Source organism: Erysipelothrix anatis, from assembly GCF_009828745.1.
In the GTDB taxonomy this organism is placed as follows: Bacteria; Bacillota_I; Bacilli_A; order Erysipelotrichales; family Erysipelotrichaceae; genus Erysipelothrix; species Erysipelothrix anatis.
In genome coordinates, this window is record NZ_WTSX01000011.1 from 1 (window position 1) to 25,212 (window position 25,212).

The 25,212-nt window shown below is 39.0% G+C and carries 24 protein-coding genes; 17 read left to right on the plus strand and 7 right to left on the minus strand.

Features of this window, described 5'->3' with window-relative positions; genetic code table 11:
• Nucleotides 1-478 precede the first annotated feature (478 nt).
• Nucleotides 479-1,003 carry a peptide-methionine (S)-S-oxide reductase MsrA gene (gene msrA / locus GVV19_RS08240; protein WP_236262339.1) on the minus strand — a complete coding sequence of 175 codons (525 nt, stop codon included), beginning with the start codon at nucleotides 1,001-1,003 and terminating at the stop codon, nucleotides 479-481.
• A 273-nt stretch (nucleotides 1,004-1,276) separates the two neighbouring features.
• Between msrA and GVV19_RS08245 the strand changes: the two genes are divergently transcribed.
• Nucleotides 1,277-2,014 (plus strand): tyrosine-protein phosphatase, encoded by a 738-nt coding sequence (locus GVV19_RS08245; protein WP_159639740.1) that lies wholly within the window; start codon nucleotides 1,277-1,279, stop codon nucleotides 2,012-2,014.
• Between the two features lie 50 nt (nucleotides 2,015-2,064).
• On the opposite strand, the gene nrdG is transcribed toward GVV19_RS08245, so the two are convergent.
• The gene (nrdG, locus tag GVV19_RS08250) at nucleotides 2,065-2,610 is read right to left on the minus strand and encodes an anaerobic ribonucleoside-triphosphate reductase activating protein (RefSeq protein WP_159634458.1); all 546 of its coding nucleotides are present in this window, start codon (nucleotides 2,608-2,610) and stop codon (nucleotides 2,065-2,067) included.
• Complete coding sequence (locus GVV19_RS08255; protein ID WP_159639739.1) at nucleotides 2,607-4,934, minus strand: anaerobic ribonucleoside triphosphate reductase; 2,328 nt, start codon at nucleotides 4,932-4,934, stop codon at nucleotides 2,607-2,609. The genes nrdG and GVV19_RS08255 overlap by 4 nt, the downstream gene beginning before the upstream one ends.
• Before the next feature lie 165 nt (nucleotides 4,935-5,099).
• Between GVV19_RS08255 and GVV19_RS08260 the strand changes: the two genes are divergently transcribed.
• Nucleotides 5,100-5,306, plus strand: coding sequence for a helix-turn-helix domain-containing protein (locus tag GVV19_RS08260; RefSeq protein WP_236261678.1), 207 nt, complete (start codon nucleotides 5,100-5,102; stop codon nucleotides 5,304-5,306).
• On the opposite strand, the gene GVV19_RS08265 is transcribed toward GVV19_RS08260, so the two are convergent.
• Complete coding sequence (locus GVV19_RS08265) at nucleotides 5,283-6,443, minus strand: MalY/PatB family protein (RefSeq protein WP_159646993.1); 1,161 nt, start codon at nucleotides 6,441-6,443, stop codon at nucleotides 5,283-5,285. The genes GVV19_RS08260 and GVV19_RS08265 overlap by 24 nt on opposite strands.
• Before the next feature lie 107 nt (nucleotides 6,444-6,550).
• Between GVV19_RS08265 and GVV19_RS08270 the strand changes: the two genes are divergently transcribed.
• Entirely contained in the window at nucleotides 6,551-6,937 is a 387-nt protein-coding gene (locus tag GVV19_RS08270) for a VOC family protein (protein ID WP_159646995.1), read from the plus strand.
• An 11-nt stretch (nucleotides 6,938-6,948) separates the two neighbouring features.
• Here GVV19_RS08270 and GVV19_RS08275 read toward each other — a convergent pair whose 3' ends face one another.
• Nucleotides 6,949-7,245: a hypothetical protein gene (locus tag GVV19_RS08275; RefSeq protein WP_159646997.1), complete on the minus strand. Its 297-nt coding sequence runs from the start codon at nucleotides 7,243-7,245 to the stop codon at nucleotides 6,949-6,951.
• The gene (locus GVV19_RS08280; protein ID WP_159639735.1) at nucleotides 7,242-7,628 is read right to left on the minus strand and encodes a MerR family transcriptional regulator; all 387 of its coding nucleotides are present in this window, start codon (nucleotides 7,626-7,628) and stop codon (nucleotides 7,242-7,244) included. The genes GVV19_RS08275 and GVV19_RS08280 overlap by 4 nt, the downstream gene beginning before the upstream one ends.
• 172 nt (nucleotides 7,629-7,800) lie before the next feature.
• Here GVV19_RS08280 and secG point away from each other — a divergent pair, with 172 nt between their 5' ends.
• The 14 genes from secG to GVV19_RS08350 all read left to right on the plus strand — a co-directional run bounded on the left by secG (nucleotide 7,801) and on the right by GVV19_RS08350 (nucleotide 24,182).
• Nucleotides 7,801-8,025: a preprotein translocase subunit SecG gene (gene secG, locus GVV19_RS08285; protein ID WP_159634440.1), complete on the plus strand. Its 225-nt coding sequence runs from the start codon at nucleotides 7,801-7,803 to the stop codon at nucleotides 8,023-8,025.
• A 40-nt stretch (nucleotides 8,026-8,065) separates the two neighbouring features.
• Entirely contained in the window at nucleotides 8,066-10,180 is a 2,115-nt protein-coding gene (gene rnr / locus GVV19_RS08290; protein WP_159646999.1) for a ribonuclease R, read from the plus strand.
• Nucleotides 10,143-10,589, plus strand: coding sequence for an SsrA-binding protein SmpB (gene smpB, locus GVV19_RS08295; protein ID WP_159634434.1), 447 nt, complete (start codon nucleotides 10,143-10,145; stop codon nucleotides 10,587-10,589). The genes rnr and smpB overlap by 38 nt, the downstream gene beginning before the upstream one ends.
• 83 nt (nucleotides 10,590-10,672) lie before the next feature.
• Nucleotides 10,673-11,227: a LemA family protein gene (locus tag GVV19_RS08300; RefSeq protein WP_159634431.1), complete on the plus strand. Its 555-nt coding sequence runs from the start codon at nucleotides 10,673-10,675 to the stop codon at nucleotides 11,225-11,227.
• A 43-nt stretch (nucleotides 11,228-11,270) separates the two neighbouring features.
• Nucleotides 11,271-13,145 (plus strand): DUF2207 domain-containing protein, encoded by a 1,875-nt coding sequence (locus tag GVV19_RS08305; RefSeq protein WP_159647001.1) that lies wholly within the window; start codon nucleotides 11,271-11,273, stop codon nucleotides 13,143-13,145.
• A gap of 77 nt (nucleotides 13,146-13,222) precedes the next feature.
• Nucleotides 13,223-14,938: an ABC transporter ATP-binding protein gene (locus tag GVV19_RS08310; protein ID WP_159647003.1), complete on the plus strand. Its 1,716-nt coding sequence runs from the start codon at nucleotides 13,223-13,225 to the stop codon at nucleotides 14,936-14,938.
• Nucleotides 14,907-16,595 carry an ABC transporter ATP-binding protein gene (locus tag GVV19_RS08315; RefSeq protein ID WP_159647005.1) on the plus strand — a complete coding sequence of 563 codons (1,689 nt, stop codon included), beginning with the start codon at nucleotides 14,907-14,909 and terminating at the stop codon, nucleotides 16,593-16,595. The genes GVV19_RS08310 and GVV19_RS08315 overlap by 32 nt, the downstream gene beginning before the upstream one ends.
• A 109-nt stretch (nucleotides 16,596-16,704) precedes the next feature.
• Nucleotides 16,705-18,138 carry a diadenylate cyclase CdaA gene (gene cdaA / locus GVV19_RS08320; protein WP_159647007.1) on the plus strand — a complete coding sequence of 478 codons (1,434 nt, stop codon included), beginning with the start codon at nucleotides 16,705-16,707 and terminating at the stop codon, nucleotides 18,136-18,138.
• Nucleotides 18,131-19,522 carry a CdaR family protein gene (locus GVV19_RS08325; RefSeq protein ID WP_159639729.1) on the plus strand — a complete coding sequence of 464 codons (1,392 nt, stop codon included), beginning with the start codon at nucleotides 18,131-18,133 and terminating at the stop codon, nucleotides 19,520-19,522. Before cdaA ends, GVV19_RS08325 begins: the two co-directional genes overlap by 8 nt.
• Nucleotides 19,523-19,551: 29 nt before the next feature.
• Complete coding sequence (glmM, locus tag GVV19_RS08330) at nucleotides 19,552-20,874, plus strand: phosphoglucosamine mutase (protein ID WP_159647009.1); 1,323 nt, start codon at nucleotides 19,552-19,554, stop codon at nucleotides 20,872-20,874.
• Between the two features lie 10 nt (nucleotides 20,875-20,884).
• Nucleotides 20,885-21,541 (plus strand): response regulator transcription factor, encoded by a 657-nt coding sequence (locus tag GVV19_RS08335; protein ID WP_159634410.1) that lies wholly within the window; start codon nucleotides 20,885-20,887, stop codon nucleotides 21,539-21,541.
• Between the two features lie 35 nt (nucleotides 21,542-21,576).
• Nucleotides 21,577-22,860, plus strand: a complete 1,284-nt coding sequence (locus GVV19_RS08340; RefSeq protein WP_236262174.1) for a sensor histidine kinase — start codon at nucleotides 21,577-21,579, stop codon at nucleotides 22,858-22,860.
• Between the two features lie 5 nt (nucleotides 22,861-22,865).
• Nucleotides 22,866-23,588 carry an NYN domain-containing protein gene (locus GVV19_RS08345; RefSeq protein WP_159634407.1) on the plus strand — a complete coding sequence of 241 codons (723 nt, stop codon included), beginning with the start codon at nucleotides 22,866-22,868 and terminating at the stop codon, nucleotides 23,586-23,588.
• A gap of 30 nt (nucleotides 23,589-23,618) precedes the next feature.
• Nucleotides 23,619-24,182, plus strand: a complete 564-nt coding sequence (locus GVV19_RS08350; protein WP_159647011.1) for a Maf family protein — start codon at nucleotides 23,619-23,621, stop codon at nucleotides 24,180-24,182.
• 217 nt (nucleotides 24,183-24,399) lie between these two features.
• Here GVV19_RS08350 and GVV19_RS08355 read toward each other — a convergent pair whose 3' ends face one another.
• The gene (locus GVV19_RS08355) at nucleotides 24,400-25,113 is read right to left on the minus strand and encodes an ankyrin repeat domain-containing protein (protein ID WP_201288207.1); all 714 of its coding nucleotides are present in this window, start codon (nucleotides 25,111-25,113) and stop codon (nucleotides 24,400-24,402) included.
• Nucleotides 25,114-25,212: the final 99 nt, after the last annotated feature.

Sequence of the window (25,212 nt, forward strand, 5' to 3'; positions counted from 1 at the left end):
CATTTTTATCTCATAACTATGCATAATCCGTGTTCCCATAAGAAAACCTCCCGTATTGAATCATTTTACAATAATTCGTTTACAAGAGGTTTTTTCTTGAGTCCCAAGGAACTAGGTCAGTTCCAATAGAGGGTTTCTTTTTATGTCGTGACATAAAAAAAGGAGTTCGACTCCTTGCTTTTATAGTTAGTCTATCAATAGAGATTGATATGAAGAAGATAGACTAAGCGGAAGTTCAATTGGAGATTGATTCTATTATGCATGTAATGGCACTTACATGGATATTATTATAAGACTTCCGAAAGTTATTGTTCTAACGCCTACCAAAACATTAGATACGATTTAACTTACATGATTATTATACACAATATTTGAGAGAAAACATAACAAATGACTATGGTTTGATAATAATTTATTAAAAATGGTCTAAAACAATAAAAAAAGCAACGTTTCAACGTTACTTTGTGAAAAATATACCTTACTTTATATAATTATCTTTCAACTCATCGGCATTTGCGACACTAAAGTCAACATGGCAATACCCACCAGGGTTTACATTTAGATAAAGTTGATGCTCATCTTCCGCGATTGTAAAGTTTTCGAGAGCCTGAACTTCAACTGCAAGTGGACCATCAATAGATGATGCAAGCGTCGCAATTGTCGTCTCTATAATGTTTCGGTCGTTATCATCAGTATAGTAAATACCGGTACGATATTGAGTACCAATGTCATTGCCTTGGCGGTTTATGGATGTTGGGTCGATAATTCGGAAGAGGTGGTCAATAATTGCATTTAATGGAAGAATAGTGGGATTATAAACAAGTTCGACCGTTTCTGTATGTCCAGTTGTACCTGAACACACGTCGCGATACGATACACCATCACGGATACCGTTGGCGTATCCAACTTTGGTATTCACTGTACCTTTGAGGCGTCTAAAGTATTCTTCCACACCCCAGAAGCAACCACCAGCTAAATAAATTTTTTGTGTTGTATTGGACATCATGTATCCTCCTTTTCAAAGATTGTAGCACAAAGGCAATCCTTGCATAGACATTTCGCTCATAAAAAAAGAGGTCGTAATGACCTCAATGAGGGCTCAGTGGTCTAGGCTGGCCGTTCTCAAATACCAGTGATGGAGATCCTAGGTACTTGCCGAGCATGCGCTCTTGGTATTATACTATCCTTTAAGTATCTAGTTTTCGTCAATGATTCGTTAAATTTAGGTTAATTTGGATAAATTATGATACAATTTGAAACAACTTGGAGGTTTTCTATGAAAAGTGAATTAATCAATTTTAGAGATTTTGGTGGGTATCCGACACAGGATGGCCGTTTTATTAAAGAAGCAATCTTTTTCCGTTGTGGGTCGTATCGTGATCTCACTGAGGAAGATCGTGACTATATCCGTTCGTTAAATATACAAAACTTATGTGACTACCGAGAAGTGAGCGAACTTGATCGCGACGAACTTCGCGAAACGTTTGCTAAGAAAGTTTATACTATTTCGGCATCAGAACATCTTGGCGGTTTTGAAGATGATAAGAATCTTCCCTACACAGCATTGTCATCGGAAGATATGGAAGTCTTCTATACTAAATTAGTATTTGATAATCCGGCATACATCAATGTCTTCAAAATACTTCAAGAAGATAATTCAGTTCCTTATCTTCATAACTGTACAGCAGGTAAAGATCGGACAGGTGTTGGTACGGCACTCATTCAGTTAGCGCTTGGAATGAGTGAAGAAGATGTCCTCTTTGATTTCTTGAAATCAATTCAAGCCTTTGATGCGATTGTGGAGAACGAAGTCCGTCGCTTGAAATATGGTCGTAGCATTGAAACTTTATATCACAAAATGCCAGGCTTAATTGTGAAACCTTCGTACTTAAATGCAGCACTTGATACTATCAAAGCAAAGCATGGAACTTATGATGCATACTTCGAAGCAGAGTATGGATTAACAGCAGAAAAAATCGCGGTACTTCGTGAGCGTTTCACAGAAACACGTTAAAAGACATCTTCGGATGTCTTTTCTTATATAAAAACACTCCCGAAGGAGTGTTAAATAAAGATATCATGATCTCGGTCTGATTCATCCTCAACGGGATCAACAAAGACTGTTGAGACAACAACTTTTCCAGCTGCAAGAGATTGTGGGACATCGATAATTCGTTGATTTGACGAACCACGAAAGAGTGCAGCCATGCTTTTCTTACGAATCATAAACCGTCCATCAATTAGAATATCCAAACAGCCTAGGAATTTTTGAACATAAGGATCTTGATGTCGCATAAGGGCTTCATATTTAAAACCTGTGTAGGACCAAAGGTTGTACCCTTCTTCTTTGAGTCTTTTTGCAATTAGATACAATGCCTCTGCTTGAATAAAGGGTTCACCGCCGGAAAATGTAACTTTACCAAGATTAGCATCTAAAACTTGAGTAATCACATCTTCAACTGCGATAAGTTCACCACCATCATACGGTATCGATTTTTGATTGTGGCAACCAGGGCAATTATGAGGACATCCTTGTGTGAAAATTACAGAACGGATGCCTTCCCCATCAACAATTGAATCTGAAATGAAGGATGAAAGTCTTATGTTCATAGACTATGTTTTACACGTTCACTTTCTTCTGAACGTTTCGCATCATTGAAACGGTCCAGTGTTCCGACGAGGTATCCGGTGATACGACGGATGCGTTCGAAACCGTAATCTCCCTCAGATTCGTGACGGCCACAGCTTGGGCATTCGTCATTAATAATTCCAGTATAACCGCATGCTGGATCACGATCTACCGGGTGGTTAATCGCACCATAACCGATTTCAGAATCGTGCATCATACGTACAACTTCCTCAAATGCTTCAAGGTTTTGTGTCGTATCGCCATCGAGTTCCACATAACTGATGTGACCGCCGTTTGTGAGTGCGTGATACGGTGCTTCGATTGCGAGTTTGTCTTTGATTGAAATGTCATAATAAACGGGTACATGGAATGAATTGGTGTAGAAGGAGCGATCTGTTACATCCTCGATACTTCCAAAAATCGAACGATCAATACTTACGAAACGTCCGGATAAACCTTCAGCAGGTGTTGCAATTAATGAGAAGTTGAGGTGTGTTTCTTCGGTAAAGGCATCGGCACGATCACGCATATGTTGAATGATTTCTAATCCAAGACGCTGTGCTTCTGCGCTTTCTCCGTGATGTTGCCCAATTAATGCTTTCAAGCATTCAGCAAGTCCGATGAATCCAAACGCGAGCGATCCATGTTTCAATACTTTATGTAAGTTATCTTTTGGTTTTAGTGATTTTGAGTTTTTCCAAACGCCTTGTCCTAATAAGAACTTAAAGTTTGCGACTGATTTTCCACATTGAATACGGTAACGTTCAAGAAGTTGATACTTTGTAAGATCAATGAGGTGATCCAATTCTTCATAGAAGCCTTCAATGTCTGGAGTTTCATGCGTAAGAATTCCGTGTTTGATTCCTAAGCGAACAAGGTTAATGGAGGTAAAGCTCAGGTTACCACGACCAATTACTTCTTCGTTTTCGGGGTCATTGATATCACTCATGACACGGGTACGACATCCCATATACGTAATCTCTGTTTCATAGCGGCCTTCTTTATAATATTGTTTATTGAAGGGACTATCGATGAATGAGAAGTTAGGGAATAGACGCTTAGCGGAAACTTTAATAGCAAGTTTGAAAAGATCATAGTTAATATCTTCTGGGAAGTAGTTAACACCTTCTTTTACTTTGAAAATGGCAATTGGGAAAATTGGTGTTTCGCCTTTTCCAAGACCTTTGTCGAGTGCTTTAAGATAATTCTCGACAACCATCCGACCTTCAGGAGTAATATCTGTACCAAAGTTTATTGAACTAAATGGTACTTGTGCACCTGCACGTGAATGCATGGTATTTAAATTGTGGATAAATGCTTCCATGGCTTGGAAGGTAATACGGTCTGTAACACGTAGCGCTTTATCATACGCTTTATCAATAATTTGAAGAGACTTTTCGTCATCTTTAACGAATTTACTGAAATCTTTGGTGTCAATTGTGAGTGAATCTAATTTGTCGATATGTTTAATGATGCCTTTAATATCGGCAGCTTCAAGTAAATCGGCAATTTCAAGGAAGTCATAAACACGTTGTTTGAGTTGCTTCTTGAAAGTGAGGAGGACGCCAGGCGCCATGTAATGATCAAAGGCAGGGATACTTTGTCCACCATGTTGATCATTTTGGTTTGATTGAATCGCAATAGCTGCAAGTGCGGTATACGACATAATGTCTCGTGGCGAACGGAGATGACCGTGTCCTGTTGAGAATCCATTTTCGAAAAGTTGTTCGAGGTTGATTTGGTTACAGGTAGTTGTTCCCATTGGAAGGAAGTCCATATCATGAATATGAATTTGACCAGAGTCATGGGCTTCATAAAAATCTTCATCCATTTGATAGGCTTTCGCAAATTCTTTAGAAATGGTCGAGCCAAATTGGAGCATCATGCCCATTGGACTGTTTCCATCAACGTTGGCATTTTCACGTTTATCGTCATTATCAATGGCTTCTTTTTGGTTCAATTTTTCAATCGCTTTCAGAAATTTGTGTTGTTTTGAAATAAAAATCTTACGGGATTCGTTACGACGGTTTCGATAGGACGCAAAGGACTCGTAAACATCCGTAAAGTTTTGACGCAACAATTCACGCTCAATTAAATCCTGAATGTGTTCAATCGAGATATACTCTTCACGTTTAGATAGTTCTTCGATTTGCGTCAATACAGCATTATAGACGTGGTTAACATCATCGCCGCTATACTTGTCAGACTCTAATGAGTCAAAGCCTTTTTTGATTGCAACTGCAATCTTTTCACCATTAAATTTGGCCTTTTGGTTGTCACGTTTTAAGATAATTATGTTAGTCATGTAGTGCGACCCTCCCTAATGTATCTATCATAAATAATTAAAAATAAAAAGGCTATCAAATCTCGGGTGTAAATCGTTAGTACATCATTTCACAAACTTTAAAGTTAAATATTTAACGATAAAAATTAAACTTATGCTATACTTTGTTAAAGAGGAGGGGTTTTTATGATTATTGTTAGGTTAGATCGGGTCATGGCAGATCGTAAAATGACACTGCGGGAACTCTCAGAGCGAACCCAAATTTCTGAGGTCAATCTTTCGAAATTAAAAAATTCAAAGGTGAAGGCAATTCGCTTCACGACTTTGAATTCGATTTGTACAGAATTGAAATGTCAGCCTCGTGACATCTTAGAGTTTGTTTACGATATCTAAGACACGGTCACATGCTTCGACGATGTATCGTTGTGGGCCTGCAAGGTTCATTCGTAGGAATCCTGCACCGTTGGCACCAAATGCCTCACCATCGCTTGCAAAGAAATACGCTTCAGACTCTAGTCGTTGTAATAACGTAGGGTCTTTTTTTATGACTTCTCGGAAATCCATCCAAATAAGATATGTTGCCTCAAGGGGAGAAACAATAATATCAGTTGCGGCAAAACGATCGGAAACAATTGCGGCATTTGCTTCAATTTCCTGAAGGGCTTGATCTAACCAAGGTTGTCCCTTTCGATATGCAACTTCAGCAGCTTGAATCGCAAGCGCATTTGCTCCAATGGTTCCGTAGCGCTCGCCATGATTGACGAATTGGTGACGAAGTCGTTCATCTTTAATAATAATATTAGAAATTTTTAATCCTGCGAGATTAAAAGTCTTGCTGACCGATGTACAGATGATAGCCTGTGGGTCAAGAGTCCCATAACTCACATGTTGGTGTCCAGAGAGTGTTAAGTCGGCATGAATTTCATCAGAAATTACTGGGACATTATATTGTAGGCTAAGCGCGTGGATGCGCTCAAGCTCATTGCGTGTCCAAACACGGCCAATTGGATTATGAGGATGACACATAATCATGACAGTATTTGCAGGGTCTTTAAACTTCGCTTCAAGATCTTCAAAATCAATACTGTAGATACCGTTGTGATTGATAAGGTCCGATGTCGCTGGAATGCGATGAACTGCTTCCAACATCTTGAAAAAAGAGTGGTAGACAGGTGTCAATAAAATAACCCCATCACCTTCAGTTGTCATAACCTCTAAAGCCATTTTAATCGCAGTAATGACACCTGGTGTTGTGATAATGTCATCACATTGAATATCGAGGTGATAGTGCTTGTGCATCCATTGGCAGACAGCCTTAGTATACGTTTCAGATGCTTTCGTATATCCTAATATATCTTCAGCCAGGTAAGTCTGTAGGGTTTGCGTAATGATGGGGTCTGTTTGCCATTCCATTTCAGCAACCGTAAAGGGCATGATGTCCATTGCTTCAGTTTCTGGAAAAGCTTCTAACATTGCGTCCCACTTGTAACTACGCCCAAAGCGCTTAATAGCATTATGATTAAAGTTCATTGTTATCGATCCTCCATAGTATCTTTATCATAACAAATATTGAGGTAAAATCGGAAGGAATTCGCATATCATGCTATACTCAAAAGGTAAGGTTTAAGGAGGTGCCGATGATTCACCATCTCGAAATTTATGTAAATGATTTGCAGCGAACCCGATTGTTTTATGATCAGTTGTTCAAACTGCTAGATTATGAGTTGTATCAAACGTGGGACAAAGGATTCAGCTACCGAAAACATGGGACGTATATCGTCTTTGTGCAAGTGGAAAAGCCGTTCGAAAGTGCAGGCTATCATCGCAAACGAATAGGGCTTAACCATCTTGCATTTGGCGTTACTACACCGCAAGATGTCGATCGTATTCGTGATGTTTTATGTAGTATGGGTGTTGTGGAATTGTATCCAGAAGCATACCCACACGCCGGTGGCGCCGACGCATACACATTTTTCTTTGAAGATCCTGACCGCATCAAGCTAGAAATTGTTGCTTGCGAATAACAGGTTCTAATTTAGTGAAAAAGTGGTAGCACTGCCACGACACAGAGCATCATACGAATTCCATGGTGAACCCAGTGAATGTGTCCTTGTTTGTACCCGTTATAGATAGCACTATCGATTATAAGTACGATCCCACCCAGCAACAGCCACCATTCTGTAGTATTGTTGCGAATTCCTTGAATTGAACCAAGAATAATTAGTATCGAACCGAGAAGCATGGTCCATGGACCAATATGGTTCAGACGTACGTTCGTAATTGCGGAAATGCCGTGAAGTACAGCAATGATTAGAATTGGGATGTATTTCATAATGAAAAAGTCTCCTGAGTCGCCATGTGGTCTAATTTTCCAAGTATTTTATTGATGCGTTGTTCCGCAATTTCGATATGTTGTTTTTGGATGCGTAAGGCAGATTGTTTCGCCTCGAAAAAATCCTTATATATAGCAAGGTTTTCATGGTTTACACGGGTGCCGTCGAGCAAATCCTCACTCGCCTGGAAGACAAAACGGATATCTCGAATCGAAAATCCCAGGCTTCGAAGTAATTGTATGTGTTCGACAAGCACGATTTGATCATCATCAAAGTTCCAATAATGATGCATCTGTGTATAGCTTAAAAGATTTTCTTTGGTGTAGAAACGGAGTGTGTCTACACGAACGCCAGTTCGTTTTGATAATTCGCCAATTTTCATAAGGGTCACCTCTGTCTTGATTTTATGATATAGAGTGCACTCCATGTCAAGCTGATAACACCAAAGTCTTTCTATAAATGAAAGTCTCGCAACAACAAACATTGTGTTTTACCTGATACTTTGATAAAATGTTGAGTGAATATAAACAGAAAAATAGAAAAGGTGCGATATTATGGAAAGAATATTATTACTTATTGTATCCGCGGTTATTATTATTTTATCTCTATTACAAAGTGGAAAAACAGAAGGATTCACAGGGGCATTCTCAGGAAGCAAAGGGTTAGATTTATTTTCAAACTCTAAAGAGCGTGGCGCAGAGAAAGTTCTCTCAAACGCAACATTTGTTTCAGGTGCATTATTTATTGTACTTGTGATCGTTACACTTTTAAATCAGTAAGAGGATAAGAAACCGCGATAAGCGGTTTTTATTTCGTTAGATGACACATTACGATAAAATACGCGAAGGCTTAATTAAAGTAAAAGAACCGAGAACATTGGAAGTCTTAATAGAGAGCTTCAAAACAATGTTCAATTTAAGCGAAAAAGAGATTAATAAAGAATTAGAAGCAATGATAGAAGCACAAGAAATTGTGTTGGATGAGGGCATCGTCTTTGTCATTGATAATATCCATTATGCGATTGGAACGTTTAAAGCGGTCCGTGATACATTTGGATTCGTAGAAAATGAAGCAGTTTCGATTTATGTCGGAAGTGCTGATTTTAAAGATGCCTTGGATTCCGATACAGTGCTTGTTGAGATTAAGAGTGCTGAAAAACAATATGGAATTATTCGAAAGACCCTCCAACGCAACAGAACTGTCCTTCTAGGTACAATGAAACAAAAAGGGAAACGTATTTTCTTTGTTCCCTATGATAATAAGATTTCAAAACTGGTGGATTATGATGCGAATGGACATAACCTTGAGGCTGATCAACGGGTTATTGGGGATATCACATCAATTGATGATCGCATTCATGTAAAGATTACGTCAGTGTTGGGTCAAGCAGATGAGCCCGGAATGGATGTGCGTTCGGTCCTCTTTGTGTATGGTATTGATGTACCTTTTGATGATGAAGTCATTGAAGCGGCAAAAGCTGTACCAGAAAGTATTGATCAAAACGAAACGAAGGGCCGTATGGACCACCGTGATCAGTTCGTCATCACGATCGATGGTGAAGATGCCAAGGACTTAGATGATGCAATCTATATGGAAACACTTGCGAATGGTTATCGCTTGTATGTACATATTGCCGATGTTGCACATTATGTGCCTGAAGGAAGTGCTATTGCGACAAGTGCCTACAACCGCAGTTCATCCGTTTATATGGTGGATCGTGTTGTGCCAATGTTACCAAAAGTACTGTCAAATGGAATCTGTTCCCTCCATCCCAATGTTGATCGTTTAACCATGACAACCCAAATTGATATTGGGTTTAACGGAGAAATTCTTGACTATAATATTTATGAATCTGTCATTCATTCCAAACGACGTATGAGTTATCAAGAAGTTAACTCAGGTCAAGATTTGGGAAGTGTGCAGCCAATGATAGATTTAATGATGGAATGCGCACGCCGTCTTAAATACAAACGCGAACAAGCAGGGTCTATTGGTTTTGATTCAGATGAAAGTAAGTTTGTGATTGACAATGATGGGCGAGTCTTAGATATATACCGTCGTCAAACAGGCGAAGCCGAGGAAATGATTGAAATGTTTATGGTTACAGCTAATGAAGTTGTAGCGCAACAAGCCCGTTATGCCTTCATTCCTATTTTATACCGTGTCCACGAACACCCATCAAAAGAAAAGATGCAGGATTTGTCCCACACACTGCGTATCTTAGGATATGTCATGAAAGGGAATCTGGAAGAAATTCACCCCAAGACACTTCAAAAAGCCCTTGAGTATTTTGAAGGAAAACCTGAGATGCCAGTTGTCTCGAAGTTAATGTTACGTTCGATGAGTAAAGCGAAGTATAGTGAGGAACCGTTAGGTCATTTTGGACTAGCATTGGAAGACTATACACACTTTACATCACCAATCCGTCGTTACCCGGATTTACTCTTGCACCAACGTTTGAAAAAGTATCTCGTACATCAAGATCGTCGTCACGAAGCGAAAGACGAACAATTCACAATTGAAGCTGGGAAACATGCATCATCCAAAGAACGATCCATTCTTGAAGCTGAACGTCAAGTTGAGAAAATTAAGAAGGCACAATTTATGGAAGATAAAGTTGGTGAAGTCTATATGGGTTACATCAGCGGCGTTTCAAATTTCGGAATATTCGTCGAACTTCCAAATACAGTTGAAGGATTGGTCCATGTTCGCAATCTTAAAGACGACTTCTATCAATACGATGCAACAGCACAGAAAATGATTGGTGAGCGCACCAAGAAAACCTATGCGATTGGACAGAAAGTCAAAGTTAAACTTATGAACGTCGACATGTTGGAGCATGTTGTGAATTTTGAATTTATTGAACCACGAGTACGAAAGGGGCGTCGAAAACCAAATGAGCGTCGTCGCAAAAAATCGAAAAGCATATCATGATTACTTTATCGAAGATGAATTTGAGGCTGGCATGGTTTTACTTGGAACTGAAATCAAATCCATCCGTGACGGTAAAGTACAATTAAAAGAAGCGTTTATATCCATCAAGGATGGAGAAGCGTGGATTAAGGGCATGCACATTGGTTTGTATGAACAGGGGAATCGTTTTAATCACGACGAACTTAGAGATCGCAAACTACTCTTGCATAGCCATGAAATTGAAAAATTACAAAAAGGGCAAACCCTACAAGGGTACACCATTGTGCCGTTGAACATTCACCTCAGTAAAGGCCGTGCAAAATTACAAATAGCCTTAGCGAAGGGAAAACATCTCTATGACAAACGTCAAACAGAGAAAGAACGCAGCCAAAAACGAGATATCCAAAAGGCCATGAAAGGTCAGTATTAGAGCCCGCGAAAGCGGCTCTTTTCCTTTAATTGACAATCAAATGCGAACGATGTACTATTAGTGTAATACAGGAGGTATCCGATATGATTGGATTATACGTATTAATAGGAATTGTTGTTATTGTGGCATTCTATGCTATTGCGCAATACAATGGATTTGTAAAACTTAGAAATCTTGTGGAAGAAGCATTCTCAACAATGGATGTCTACCTCAAAAAACGTTATGACTTAATTCCTAACTTAGTGGAAACAGTCAAAGGCTATGCAGCACACGAATCAGAAACACTAGAAGGTGTTATTGCAGCTCGTAATGCCGCAGGACATGCGTCAACTCCAGAAGCACGTATGCAAGCAGAAGGTGACCTTAGTCAAGTAATGGGAAGACTCTTCGCATTAACTGAGAGCTACCCAGACTTAAAAGCGAACACAAACTTCATGGATCTACAGGGACAATTGAAGACAATTGAAACAGAAATTGCACAATCACGTAAGTACTACAATGGTACCGTACGTCAATACAATACGAAACGTGAATCATTCCCATCAAATATTATTGCTGGAATGTTTAACTTTACAGCGAAACCACTTTACGAAGTAACAAATGTGGAAGAACGCGAAAACGTTAAAGTTCAGTTTTAAGAAAAAGGGAGATTCTCCCTTTTTTTAACATAAGGAGAATGCTATGAAACATTTTAAACGCATGCTCGTCATGATGGTTGTACTCTTGGGGCTATGGAGTACACCGGTCCATGCAGCTCAAGATCCAAATATTATAGAAGATATGCATGTGGAGATAAACGTTAATGATAATGGTGTTTTAGAAATTGAAGAAACCATTAGAATGAATTTTAAAGAGCCGCGCCAAGGAATCTATATAAACATTCCCCAGGAAATGGAAATGGATTTTGATGGCAATCGTAATACGTATTTTTTCCCCATGAAAAACTTTAAAATGATTAGCGATGATGAATATTCTACCGATGAAAGCCGTGAAGGTGTAGTTATTCGCGTTGGAACAAAAGGTGAGTATATCAGTGGGACTAAAGAATACAAATATTCCTATGAAGTTCATACGCGTGCACTCAAAGATGTAGATCGTCAAATTCTTTACTGGAATATTGTTGGTCGTGGTTGGGATTTCCCAATTGAACATACATCATTTAAAGTGACCATGCCAAAACCATTCGAGCTCGAACCACAATTGTATGCGACGACACGAAACTTACCGGTCGATTATACGGTCGACGGGAATGTAATCACTGGGTCTTATGATAAAACCTTGAATCAGCAAGGTTTGTCAATTTGGTTGGAAGTTCCAAACGGATATTTTACATACCCTGTTTTTGACTATACAATCTATCCAACGATTGCGGCGGTAGTATTAGCACTTCTCGCTATTGCAATCTATTTCAAATTTGGGGTTGAACATCCGGTTGTTGACTCGGTTGAGTTTGGCGCGCCACAAGGATTATCCAGTGGAGAAATAGGCTATATTTATCGTGGTTCAAGTAACAACAAAGATATCATTTCTTTGATTATTTATTGGGCTTCTAAAGGATATCTTATCATTGAAGAATTGGATCCTATTGGGGATAATATTCGTCTTACTAAAATTAGGAAATTAGAATCAGAAAATGAAGAAGAACGCCGCCTGTTTGGTGCATTATTTGCAGGTCGCGAAGAAATCACAACAAATGAGCTAAACGAAACCTTTGGGGCAACTGTAGCACAGGCTGTTGGTAATATCAGTGGGCGCTTCAAACATAACCCTGAGATGAAAGTCTATGAAACTAAATCCAGCTTTATGAAATTCATTGTCGGGTTAAGCGCAGTAATTCTGATGGCCGCAAGCTACGGAACCTTTGCAATTATGGACTCTGGATATTCGATGGATTTCCTTTTAGCAGCTGTCATTGGTGGTGTCCTTATACTGGTACTCACAGCAGGAGGTTTTTATCTCTTAGCATTTGATGGCATTAATGGCAGTCAAAAGAAAGGTGTATCGTTCATCTTTCCACTAGGTGTCATTGTTCTCGCATTGAGTTCCATTAGTATTTTAGGGCTCAGTGCCAAAACCTTAGGGTTTATGATTATTATTTTTGTTAGTTATACAATTACCGTCTATTGTGGTGCAAATACAGGTCGACGTACACCACAAGGAGCACGATGGTATGGCCAAATTAAAGGACTTGAGCGCTTCATTAAAGTTGCTGAAGAAGAGCGTATTAAAGCATTAGCGATGGAATCTCCGGAGATATTCTACGATGTGCTACCTTATGCTTATGTCCTTGGAATAACTGATACGTGGATTAAAAAATTCGAGAAAATCGCAATCCCACAACCGGATTGGTATGTATCGACAAACCCATCGACCTTCACATCACTCTATTTATGGAGTACATTAAGTCGTTCGATGAATACAATTAATAGCGCTATGGTCAGTGTTCCTGCACCGAAAGGATCTTCGGGTGGCGGTAGCTTTGGCGGTGGTGGCTTCGGAAGTGGCGGCGGCTTCGGCGGCGGTGGCTTTGGCGGAAGCGGTGGCGGAAGCTGGTAATTCAAACTCTATCCATAGGGATAGAGTTTTTTTAACGTCCGAAGTGGTGTATAATTGGGAAAGAAACAAGGTGACTTATGGATTATTTTAAAGGTTATAAATTTAAATCAGTTGCAGCTGTAACTGCAAAACTTGTGGAAGCGATATTTGAACTTATCTTACCGTTACTCATGGCAACACTTGTTGACCAAGGGATCAAAGGCCAAGATATGAATGTCGTGTATCGCATGGTTATTTGGATGTTTGTACTCACATTGTTTGGATACATTTCATCATTGGTATGTCAATACTTGGCATCCCACGTATCACAGCGTGTTGGTGGACGAATTCGGACGGCAGTTTTTGCAAAAATCATGGGATTCTCCAAAGAGTCGTATGATTTATACCCCAGCGCAACACTTGCCAATCGAATTACGACGGACATAAACTTGATTCAAGATATGATTGCTCGTGTTATCCGTTTGGGCGTTCGCGCCCCAATTTTGATGATTGGGAGTCTTGTCGCACTTTCGGCAATTAGTGGGAAACTATCGTTACTCTTGCTAGCATCATTTCCCCTCTTTGTACTTGTCGTTGTTGGATTTATGTTTATGTCCATGTTTGGACATAAAAAAGCAGCCTCCCAACTTGATCGATTGGTGTCAAAAGTTAGTGAATCGTTAAGTGGTGTTCGAATTATTCGTGCATTCTCAAAACAAGACGATTCTAAGAAAACATTTGATCAAGAAAATGAACTGTTAGAAAAATATCAACGTAAGGTGGGTGTAATTACAACGTTATCAAGCCCCGTGACGACATTAATTATGAATCTCGTACTGGTTGTTCTTATCTATGTTGGGGCAATGGAAATTCAAGTGGGGACCATGACGCAAGGTGAAATTATTGCGGTTATTAATTACTGTACACAGCTTGTCCTGACTTTAATTGTAACCATGAATATTATGATGATATTCTCCAGAGGCTATACATCCTCAATTCGTGTGCGTGACATTATGCAAACAGAAGTTGTTGTGAGTGACACAGGAACTGAAACAATTAAAGATTCAATGATATTACAGTTTGATGACGTTTACTATCACTACCCTGAAGAAAAACGAAATGTCATTCAAGCGATTAGTTTTGAACTGAAGCCTGGTGAAGTCATGGGAATTGTAGGATTAACGGGGAGTGGAAAATCAACACTGCTTAAATTAATTCCACGATTTGCGGATGCAACGCAGGGAACGGTCCGTATTAATAACCAACCGATACAAGATTATCAACTTAAAAATTTACGCGATAATATCGGATTTGTATCACAGAGTGCACAATTTATTAAGGGAAGCCTCGAATACAACATTTTGTTAGGTGGGTCAGGCGATGCATCACAAGCTCTAATTGATGCTCAAGGGGCAGATATTCTCAATAAAGGTTTGGATAGTGTTATCGAAATGGAAGGGAAAAACCTTTCGGGTGGACAACGCCAGCGGGTAAGTATTGCTCGCGCTCTTGCTAAAAAACCAAAAATTCTTGTATTTGATGATAGCTTTTCCGCTTTGGACTTTCTTACCGATCGAAATTTACGCGATAGTTTGGCAAAAAACTATGCCTCAATGTCTCAGATTATAGTCAGCCAGCGAACGACATCAGTGATGGACGCTCACAAAATTCTCGTATTAGATGATGGGAAAATTGTTGCATCTGGGACTCATGATGAACTCATGCAAGCGAGTGAGTTGTATGCGACAATTCACCGTATTCAGACTGAAGGAGGTCAGACAAATGAAAAAAACGAAAGTCTATCTCTTACTTAGTATCACGATTATTTGCTCGCTTTTAGCAGCAATCACATTAGTATTAACCCCATTCTATCTAGGGAAAGCGATTGATTTTATGATCGGAAAAGACAATGTCGATATGGTTGGTGTTGTGGAAATGTTGAAGATTGCGCTAATGCTTTATGGCGCCAACTTTATACTTACATGGCTCGTCTCACTCTTTGCGAACCAAGTTTCAGTAGGGGTAGTTGGTAGTCTTCGTGAGAAGCTCTTTGCGCACATCAATAAACTTCCTGTCGGTTATTTAGATACCCATTCTCATGGGGATATTCAATCACGATTTGCAATGGATAGTGAATTAATTCTTGACGGTATGTATCAACTGATTACCCAGTTAATCGGAGGTATATTTGTTGTTGTTATATCCGCCTATTTTATGTTCTCAATCAATGTGATGATGACAGTAATTGTAATTGCACTTGTACCCCTTATGTACATAACATCACGATTAGTCGCAAAACACTCTTTGCAACTTTATAAAAAACAACAAGCCATTGCCGGTGAAATAAGTGGTACGGTGAATGAATACTTTGCCAATAACACACTGTTACTTGCATACAATCATCAAGAAGACGCCATTGCTAAATTTGAAGCCCTAAATGCAGAGTTGAATGATGTCGGTGAACGGGCTCAGTTTATTTCGGCAATTACAAATCCAACAACACGCGTTGTCAACAATATTAGTTATCTCTTGATTGGTTTGGTCGGTGCTTTTGCAGTTCGTGAATGGGGACTAACAGTAGGACTACTCACAAGTTTTATTAGCTATTCAATGATGTTCTCAAAACCCTTTAACGAATTTAGTGCGGTAGTAGCTCAAGTAATGGCTGGTCGTGCATCGTTAGAACGAATTAATGCGATTCTTGAGGAGCCACTTGAGAGCAACAACGATCATGAACAAAAACTAGACGGTAAGGTTGTTTCGTTCGAAGATGTTCAATTCTCTTATGTTGAAGGAAGACCTTTAATTAAAAACTTAAGTCTCGATATTAAACCGCTCTCTAAAGTGGCGATTGTTGGTCCTACAGGTGCGGGAAAATCAACATTGATCAACCTCTTAATGCGCTTCTATGACATTGATTCAGGAAGCATTAAAATTGATGGGGTTGACTTACAATCAGTGAGTAAACAGTCGATTCGCGATACAATGGGAATTGTACTTCAAGATCCATGGCTCTTTGAAGGAACGATTCGAGACAATATTAAATACGGTAAAGTAGATGCCAGTGATGAAGCAATGTTTGAAGTTTCGAAACAGGCAGGATGTCATGATTACATTATGAGTCTCGATAAACAATATGACACGATGATCGCGTTAGAGTCCAAGAACATCTCGTTAGGGCAACGTCAGATGATTACAATCGCACGGGCACTGCTCGTCGATGCACCAATAATTATTCTTGATGAAGCAACAAGTAGTTTGGACGTTGTTACCGAACAACATATTCAAAGTGTCTTTGTTAAAATCATGGAAAAACGAACCAGTTTCTTTGTAGCACATCGCCTTTCAACGGTGATTGACTCCGATGTCATTCTTGTCATGAAAGATGGGCAATTGATTGAACAAGGAAACCACGAAGAATTAATGGCTCAAGAAGGCTTCTATCACAAGCTCTATATGAGCCAGTTCTAAATGATAATGTCATGAAAAAATCACATATTGTTTGTGAAATATGATATTCTATAAGACGTACATATACAAATTACGAAAGTGATATAATAAAAAGACCAGGGAGGTACTTATGGAGTTTACCCTACAAACATTACAGACGATTATTCAACAATTAAAAGTCGTTGCAGACTTCTTAATTATATGGGTTCTCGTGTATTACGTACTCAAAATTGTTCGTAATAATTCAAGAACAGTACAGATATTTAAAGGAATAATCCTTATTGTTGTTATGCACTTCATCGCAACGAAAATGAACCTAACAACAACTGCATCCTTATTAGGCATTGCTTTACAATACGGACTACTTGCATTCGTGGTTATTTTCCAACCGGAAATCCGCAACATGCTCGAACGTCTTGGAAAGACATCAGTTTTCTCAACATTGCATTCACTTTCAGGAAATGAAAAAGAACGCCTTGTTGATGAACTTGTCGAAGCAACACGAATCCTGTCACAACGTAAGACAGGTGCTTTAATTACGATTGAACAAGGTCACTCACTCACAGACTATATTAAAACTGGTAAAGTTTTAAACTCAGCAGTCACAAGTGATCTTTTAACTTCGATATTTGTAACTTCAACACCACTTCATGATGGTGCGGTAATTATTCAAGGGGACCGCATTGCTGCTGCATCTGCATACTTCCCACCAACAACGGTTGATTTACCTACAAAATACGGTGCACGTCACCGTGCTGCGATTGGTATCTCCGAAATGACAGACTCAATCACAATTGTTGTTTCAGAAGAAACCGGAACAATCTCAATTGCGGAAGGTGGACGTCTTCGTGAAATGGATGAATCCAGCCTACGTGATTACTTAAATCTTGTTATCCAAAATATGGAAAAAGAAGTAAGTCATGCCGTTTCAACACGTCGTGCGCGTCGATTAAACTTGTCAAAACTCAACATTGATCCAATTAAGATTGAAAAAATCAATGCTGATGACATCATGATTAAAGATTTTGATGAAGAGCAAGAGGACAACATGGATGTATCACGCCTCATGAATATCTTCAAACGTAAGCCAAAAGAACCAAAAGTTAAGAAGGCAACAGAAGAAACACCTAAGGCATCAGAATCTGCGAAAAAACCAGCCGAGGAAAAACCAAAGGCACCGGATGAGTCCATTCGAAAACTCTTTAAGAAACACAAAGTCGAAGATGAAGTATCAGCTACTCCAGATACAACACTTGAAACGCCTGTCGAAACAGCAGTTGAAGCGCCAATCGAAACAATCGTTGAAGAGACAATCGAAGAAACGCCAACAAAAGTAAAAGCAAGCAAGAAAAAAACATCAACAACAAAAAAAGATGATGTCGATGTTGAAAAAGTAGAAGAAACAACCCTCGATGTAGCGGATGATGTTGCAAAAACAACAAAGACCAAAAGTACAAAAACAAAAAAAGTAACCGATACAAAGACTGTCGTTAAAGAAGTCAAAGAAGAGGCATCCGAAACCGTAATCCCTTCAGAAACGGAAGGAGGTAATGACAATGAGTAACAATAACAAAAAAGATGAAAAAAAGCCGATTGATTCTTCAGAAGAAAAAGTCGAAATTGCGCAGTATATCGCTGATAAGTCGCAGAAAATTTCAAAACGAACAGAAGCATTAGCGAATGGAACGATGCGTGTTCTTCGTTGGATGAGTGACTGGTTTGACCGTTTCCTATTCAACCCACGCCACAGTAAACTTGTCGCATTTGCCGTTGCCCTTGTCGTATACCTCGGATTCAACTCCCAAGGTATCATGACGGCACCACTTGAATATACAAAACCAGATGTTGTTGTGCCAGTATCTGTCACATACAATGCAGAAATGTATGAATTAAAAGGTGTTGACGAAGAAGTTAAAGTAACCTTTATTGGATCACAAAGTGATATTGGACTCTTGAATGTCAACAGTGCCCTCAAAGTAGAACTTGATTTAAGTGGTTTAACGGAAGGAACACACCAAGTTAAATATAAAATTGATGGTGTTTCTCCACGCATTAAAACGATGATTGAACCATCCACAGCAAATGTCAAAATCATGACAAAAGAAGCTGAGAAGAAAGAACTATCATCAGACTTTATTAATATGGACAAACTCAATCCGAAATATGTATTGGGTGAACCAGAACTCGAACTTCGTGAAGTTTCAATTCGTGGATCACGTGAAACATTGGATCAAGTAGCATTCGTAAAAGCATTAATCGATGTAAGTGGTCAAACACAGAACTTTGAAACCGATGCACAAATTGTCGCTTATAACCAAAAAGGAGAAAAACTCGATAAAGTCGATATTATTCCACAAACGGTTAAAGCGAAAGTAGCTGTTAACGAAACATATAAATCCGTACCAATTCGTCCAATCTTTGAAGGTGACATGCCAGCTGGTAAAGCTGTCAGCCAATGGAAGATGGATGCGGAGTCAATTACGATTTATGCACCAAAAGAAATTCTCGATAACATCGATGAAGTTCGTGTTCCAATTCCAACATCGGCACTGACATCCGACACCAACAAGTTGTCACAAACTGTAAGTTTACCAGCAGGTGTTCGTCATGGTACGGTATCTAAAGTTAACATTGAAGTTCAACTTGGACCAGTGGTCTCACAAAAAGTTGATAATGTAGAAATACTCTTTACCTCAAATGTGAACGATCTGAAACCAAGTGTTAACGGACTTGATCAGGCCGTAATTTCACTCGAAGTCTTCTCAACAGAAGAAAACATTAAAGAATTCAAACGCGAAAATTTACGAGTATATATTGATTTACGCAATGCAGTCGTGGGTGATGGCCAACAATTACCATTATTCATAGAATACAACTATCCAAAATCAGGAGTTGTTTACCGCATCGTACCCGAAAAAGAAACAATTACAGTAGATATTATCAAGTAATGCTTAGGTCATAAATGAAGGAGATTAAAATGGGAAAATATTTTGGAACAGATGGAATTCGTGGTAATGCGAATGAGAAACTCGATGTCGCGATCGCGATGAAAGTCGGAGCATATCTCGGACACCTTCATAAAGGAAAAAACATTGTTGTTGGACAAGACACACGCTTGTCCTCCACCATGTTTGCAAGTGCCATCGCAGCTGGAGCAACTTCAACTGGGGCTCATGTATACATGTTAGGTGTATGTGCAACTCCTGCATTAGCCTATACAGTCAGCAAGGGTGATTTTGAAGGTGGTGTCATGATTTCCGCAAGCCATAACCCATTTAATGACAATGGTCTCAAGGTTTTCGCATCGAATGGTATGAAAATTCCAAACGAGTTAGAGCTAGAAATCGAATCCTACATTGATGGTGAAATCGCTATTGATGTCGCGACAGGTGCAGAGATTGGCCAAGTTATTGAGTACCATGAAGGTCTTGAAAAATACTTGAGCTACGCTGAAGGCCTAATTGACGCACGCTTTGATGGATTAAATATTGTGCTTGATCTTGCGAATGGGTCTGCAACATCATCAGCAGAACGCGCGTTCAAAGAATTAGGTGCAAATGTTACAGTGATGCATGGAAATCCAGATGGTATTAATATCAATACCAACTGTGGTTCAACACATCCAGAATCTCTCATCGAAAAAGTCAAAGAACTGAACGCTGATATGGGATTTGCATTCGATGGAGATGCTGACCGCTGTTTAGCAGTTAATGAGCACGGTAAACTTGTCGATGGTGATGAAATTCTCTTTATCTTGGGTCAATACCTTCGTGATAAAGGGATGCTTAAAGAGGATACAGTGGTCTCAACAGTCATGGCTAACCTTGGCTTTATGAAGTGCTGTGAAAAGATTGGACTTAACATTATCACGACTGATGTTGGAGATAAGAACGTCTTTGCAGAAATGGTTAAAAATGACTATAAGCTCGGTGGCGAACAATCAGGACACATCATCCTTAAAGATTATGCAACAACTGGTGATGGTGTTTTAACCGCTCTTGTTATTGCAGAAGTTGTCGCAAAAGCACAACAATCATTAGGAACCCTTGGTAAAGACTTTGTCCAATTCCCACAACTCCTTGAAAACCTAAAAATTGAAGATAAAAATGTTATTATGAATCATCCTGATGTCCAATCAGCAATTGAACGTATTACAAATGAACTTGGTGATGCAGGCCGTATCTTAGTACGCCCATCCGGAACTGAACAACTGATTCGTGTAATGGTTGAAGCAGAAACAAACGAATTGTGTAATCATTACGTGAATGATATGATGAATGTAATCAAAACTATTCAATAGAGGTGATCCTATGAAACATGTTATTAACATTGTTGAAGATGAAAAAGATTTGAATGAACTTGTAAAAAGCTACCTAGAAAATGCTGGATACGAAGTGCGCTCATATTTTACCTATGAAGAAGCGCGCATTCATGCGCAAGATGATGATGTCCATCTCTGGATATTAGATATTATGTTGGATGACAAGAGTGGTTATGATCTCATTGAGCTTGTAAAATCTCATGATCCATCCACCCCCGTCATTTTCATGTCAGCAAGAGATAAAGAGTTTGACCGCATTATTGGGCTTGAAAAAGGAAGTGATGACTATATCACAAAACCATTCTCCCCAAAAGAACTTGTTTTAAGAGTTAATAATATAATCAAACGTGTCTATAGCCAAGATATTCAAACCGAAGTTGACGGCTATGTCATCGATGAAAAACAACGAAAAGCATCCAAAGATAACTATGAATTAGAATTAACAACCAAGGAGTTCGATCTCCTCATGCTGTTTGTCAAAAATAGAGGTGTTGCCTTTACACGTGAACAAATTCTTGTCCATGTGTGGGAAACCAACTATTTCGGATCAGATCGTGTTGTTGATGATACACTCCGCCGTCTTCGCAAGAAGATGCCAGATCTTAATATCCAAACAATTTATGGCTTTGGATACCGACTCGGATAGTGAAAAAATTCGGGCAGTACATAAGAAAGTTATCGTTGACGCAGCAATTAGTATTGATTGTTGTTTTGACGATGACTTTCTTTTTATTCTTTATCTTTGGAACTATTTCGAAGAACATGGATGTTCTCGTTGATTATCAGATTTATGATGTTATTAAACTCAAACAACAAGATGTCATTTACAATTATACAAATGATATCGAAGACCCGTACTTATTTGGCGCTCCCAATCCAAATATGATACATATTATTAGCACTCCAGATGGGAAGTATTTGTCCAATGGTATGGAAACCCTCGATAAGCGTCTTCTCAGACAAATCGAGATCCAAATGGATAATAATCAATATGGTGACTCAGTAAATTATATTTACTCCGATTCAAGATTGTATACAATAACCAATATCCCTTCAAAAAATGCATCAATTGCGACCATTATATCTCGCGACTATAATGATGCATTTAAAGACATGATGTTGAATAGTGTTGTTAATATCTTAATGGTATTAATTGCATTGGTATTTATGACTCTCTTAATTTGGGTATCGTCGATTATTCACCCCCTCAATGTAATTCGAAACTATATTGAAAAAGTAAAACGGAATGAAGATGCAACACTGGTTATAAACCGTGAGGATGAAATTGGCCAGTTAGCAGAAGTGTTGGTTGAAATGAATGATGTTATCCGACATCAAGAGAAGGTTAAAGAAGAAATGATTCAAAACATTTCTCATGATTTAAAAACACCAATCGCAACCATTAAATCATATGGAGAAGCAATCAAAGATGGTGTTTATCCTTATGAAACACTGGAAAAGAGTGTCGATGTTATTATCGAACATGCAGATCGTTTGGAGAAAAAAGTCTACAATCTACTAACTTTAAACCGAATGGATTATTTAACGTCTGAACAAATTGATCAGAATCACGAATTTGAAGTAAAGGAAATTATCGAGCAAGTAATTGTATCATCGAATCAGTTGCGCCAAGATGTCAGTATTGTAGTTGTTGGAGACAATAGCTTAATCTATGGATCCGAAGAGCCATGGCGTGTCGTGATTGAAAACTTATTAGATAATGCGTTACGGTACGCACAAACAGAAATAGTTATTGAAACCGATGATCACATGATTTCTGTATATAATGATGGAAGTCACATAGCTGAAGGAAAAATTGAACAGTTGTTCAAAGCTTATGAAATGGGCGAAGGTGGGCAATTTGGTTTGGGCTTATCAATTGTCCACAAAGTTACATCGAATTATGGTTACCATGTATCCGCAATCAATACAGAACATGGCGTTATCTTTAAAATAGAGAGGTAGAACCTATGCAAACAAAAAATGATAAACGAATTGCGGTATTAATCGATGCCGATAATATCCCGTATAGTAACATTGGTGGTGTCTTGCGCGAAGTCGCACGTTATGGAACACCAACCATTAAAAGAATTTATGGAGACTGGACACGTCAAACTGCATCAGGATGGAAAAGCCATTTGCTATCACATGCTATTACACCGATTCAACAGTACTCCTATACAACAGGTAAAAATGCAACAGACTCGGCGCTAATTATTGATGCTATGGATATACTCTATGAAGGAAATGTGGAGCGCTTCTGTCTTGTGTCGAGCGATTCAGACTTCACGCGTCTTGCAGTTCGTTTGCGTGAGTCAGGCAAATATGTCATCGGTATGGGTGAGCAAAAGACACCGACTGCATTTATTGCGTCGTGTGATAAATTTGTCTATATAGAAAATATTGAGAAAGATGTTCCAGCTGTACGTCCATCAGTAAATGGACAACAAACCGCGGATCAAAAACTGTACGATCTTATTGCAGAATCGGTCAATGACCTCGCTGACGATAATGGATATGTCTTTATGGGTGATTTAGGAAACCATATCATCAAAAAGCAACCAGATTTTGACCCACGTAGTTTTGGCTTTCATCAGTTAACACCACTCGTTAAATCGATGAATGCATTCGAAATTGAAGAACGACGAATTCCAGATACTAACGTGAAACATGTGTATATTCGGAACAAATAGTTTATAATACTATTTGGAAAGAGGAAGTTTATGCATAAGAAATTAGTTTTAGCGAGCCAATCCCCACGTCGTCGCGAATTGGTTACATTTTTAGGAATACCATTTAGTGTTGAATCACCAACATCAAATGAAGTCTTAAATACAGCACTTACGATTGAACAACAAATCGAAGATTTGGCCCACCGTAAAGCCAAATCAGTATTCGAAGGTTCACAGGATAATATTGTCCTGGGTTCTGATACAGTTGTCGTGTTGGATGGAAAAGTACTGGGTAAACCTAAAAATGAAGAAGACGCATGTAGCATGTTACGATCATTATCAGGTCGTACGCATGAAGTCATTACTGGCGTAGCGTTGATTTCAAGCAACCTTGAACGTGTCTTCTCAGTCAAAGCAACAGTAACGTTTTTTGAACTGAGTGACGAAGAAATTAAGAATTACGTAGCAACTAAAGATCCAATGGATAAAGCTGGTAGCTATAGTATCCAAGGACATGCGGCATTGTTTGTTGAGTCTATTGTCGGTGATTATTACACCATAATGGGACTCCCAATCTCACGTGTCTATCAAGAGTTGAAAGAAGGAAAGTGGTAATTTACCACTTTTTTTTTACGTTTGTAACATCAAATAAGGTGTTCGTAACATATTGAACCGAATCATAAAGAAAAAAACTATAATAGTTTTGTTACCGGATATGGGGTAACGCCTTTCAATGAAGAAGAAACTGCAATAAAACTATAATGATACCGGTATACCGGTTAATGTATACAAAAAAAAAGATATCTGGGCCATCAGATATCTTTTTTTATATTTATTGGAGGATTGCTATCATCGCATCAAACTGACGCTCTTGGGCATAGTCAAGGGCTGTTTTGCCGCTGTTATCTCGGATGTTGGTATCTGCACCGTTGTCAACGAGTATTTGGACGATATCTTGATAAGTTTTGCTTCCATCGGTAAGTGCTACGGCCTCAATAAGTGCCGTGTAGCCAAAATTATTTTGAAAGTTGATATCAATGTTCGGATTTGCGACCAGCAAGCGTACGGTATCAATATGACCTTTCTCAGCTGCAGGAATGAGTGTGTTGCCGCCATATCGGTTAACTACGGAAAAATCGATATCAGCATGCTGTAACATATAATCCAAAATCTCAGTCCGTCCTTGTGCACCAGCATAGAGGTACGCTGAGTCTTGAATTGTATCTTGAAGGTTAACATTGGCACCGTTATCGATTAACAGTTGCGCAATCTCTATGTTATTGTTGTGAGTTGCGATAAGGATAAGGGGTTCCTGCTTAGAGTTCGTGGCATTGATTTCGTAGGTTCCCGTGTTCAGGATTGCCTGTAAAGTTGTAAGGTCAGAATCGGTAACGCTTTTTACGAGTGTTTCGGTTGATACATCAATCATAGTTGGTTCTCCTTGTGGTTTTTTGGGTGATGTATGTCGTTGTGCATACATGATCACTGTAACGATTAAAACAATGCCTACAAACACGATGCTTATGTTTCGAAATGTTTTGTTCATGGGTAGACCTCCTCTAAAACCAAGAATAGCACACTCTCAAGATATTGGGATGGGATGTGCTCAGGCGAATAATTGTGAGTAAAAGCAAGTATTGTACAA

What these genes read in the sequence shown, in the direction of transcription:
- msrA (WP_236262339.1), bottom strand. Translation starts at nt 1,003, where the DNA reads ATGTCCAATACAACACAAAAAATTTATTTAGCTGGTGGTTGCTTCTGG.
- GVV19_RS08245 (WP_159639740.1), top strand. Translation starts at nt 1,277, where the DNA reads ATGAAAAGTGAATTAATCAATTTTAGAGATTTTGGTGGGTATCCGACA.
- nrdG (WP_159634458.1), bottom strand. Translation starts at nt 2,610, where the DNA reads ATGAACATAAGACTTTCATCCTTCATTTCAGATTCAATTGTTGATGGG.
- GVV19_RS08255 (WP_159639739.1), bottom strand. Translation starts at nt 4,934, where the DNA reads ATGACTAACATAATTATCTTAAAACGTGACAACCAAAAGGCCAAATTT.
- GVV19_RS08260 (WP_236261678.1), top strand. Translation starts at nt 5,100, where the DNA reads ATGATTATTGTTAGGTTAGATCGGGTCATGGCAGATCGTAAAATGACA.
- GVV19_RS08265 (WP_159646993.1), bottom strand. Translation starts at nt 6,443, where the DNA reads ATGAACTTTAATCATAATGCTATTAAGCGCTTTGGGCGTAGTTACAAG.
- GVV19_RS08270 (WP_159646995.1), top strand. Translation starts at nt 6,551, where the DNA reads ATGATTCACCATCTCGAAATTTATGTAAATGATTTGCAGCGAACCCGA.
- GVV19_RS08275 (WP_159646997.1), bottom strand. Translation starts at nt 7,245, where the DNA reads ATGAAATACATCCCAATTCTAATCATTGCTGTACTTCACGGCATTTCC.
- GVV19_RS08280 (WP_159639735.1), bottom strand. Translation starts at nt 7,628, where the DNA reads ATGAAAATTGGCGAATTATCAAAACGAACTGGCGTTCGTGTAGACACA.
- secG (WP_159634440.1), top strand. Translation starts at nt 7,801, where the DNA reads ATGGAAAGAATATTATTACTTATTGTATCCGCGGTTATTATTATTTTA.
- rnr (WP_159646999.1), top strand. Translation starts at nt 8,066, where the DNA reads ATGACACATTACGATAAAATACGCGAAGGCTTAATTAAAGTAAAAGAA.
- smpB (WP_159634434.1), top strand. Translation starts at nt 10,143, where the DNA reads ATGAGCGTCGTCGCAAAAAATCGAAAAGCATATCATGATTACTTTATC.
- GVV19_RS08300 (WP_159634431.1), top strand. Translation starts at nt 10,673, where the DNA reads ATGATTGGATTATACGTATTAATAGGAATTGTTGTTATTGTGGCATTC.
- GVV19_RS08305 (WP_159647001.1), top strand. Translation starts at nt 11,271, where the DNA reads ATGAAACATTTTAAACGCATGCTCGTCATGATGGTTGTACTCTTGGGG.
- GVV19_RS08310 (WP_159647003.1), top strand. Translation starts at nt 13,223, where the DNA reads ATGGATTATTTTAAAGGTTATAAATTTAAATCAGTTGCAGCTGTAACT.
- GVV19_RS08315 (WP_159647005.1), top strand. Translation starts at nt 14,907, where the DNA reads ATGAAAAAAACGAAAGTCTATCTCTTACTTAGTATCACGATTATTTGC.
- cdaA (WP_159647007.1), top strand. Translation starts at nt 16,705, where the DNA reads ATGGAGTTTACCCTACAAACATTACAGACGATTATTCAACAATTAAAA.
- GVV19_RS08325 (WP_159639729.1), top strand. Translation starts at nt 18,131, where the DNA reads ATGAGTAACAATAACAAAAAAGATGAAAAAAAGCCGATTGATTCTTCA.
- glmM (WP_159647009.1), top strand. Translation starts at nt 19,552, where the DNA reads ATGGGAAAATATTTTGGAACAGATGGAATTCGTGGTAATGCGAATGAG.
- GVV19_RS08335 (WP_159634410.1), top strand. Translation starts at nt 20,885, where the DNA reads ATGAAACATGTTATTAACATTGTTGAAGATGAAAAAGATTTGAATGAA.
- GVV19_RS08345 (WP_159634407.1), top strand. Translation starts at nt 22,866, where the DNA reads ATGCAAACAAAAAATGATAAACGAATTGCGGTATTAATCGATGCCGAT.
- GVV19_RS08350 (WP_159647011.1), top strand. Translation starts at nt 23,619, where the DNA reads ATGCATAAGAAATTAGTTTTAGCGAGCCAATCCCCACGTCGTCGCGAA.
- GVV19_RS08355 (WP_201288207.1), bottom strand. Translation starts at nt 25,113, where the DNA reads ATGAACAAAACATTTCGAAACATAAGCATCGTGTTTGTAGGCATTGTT.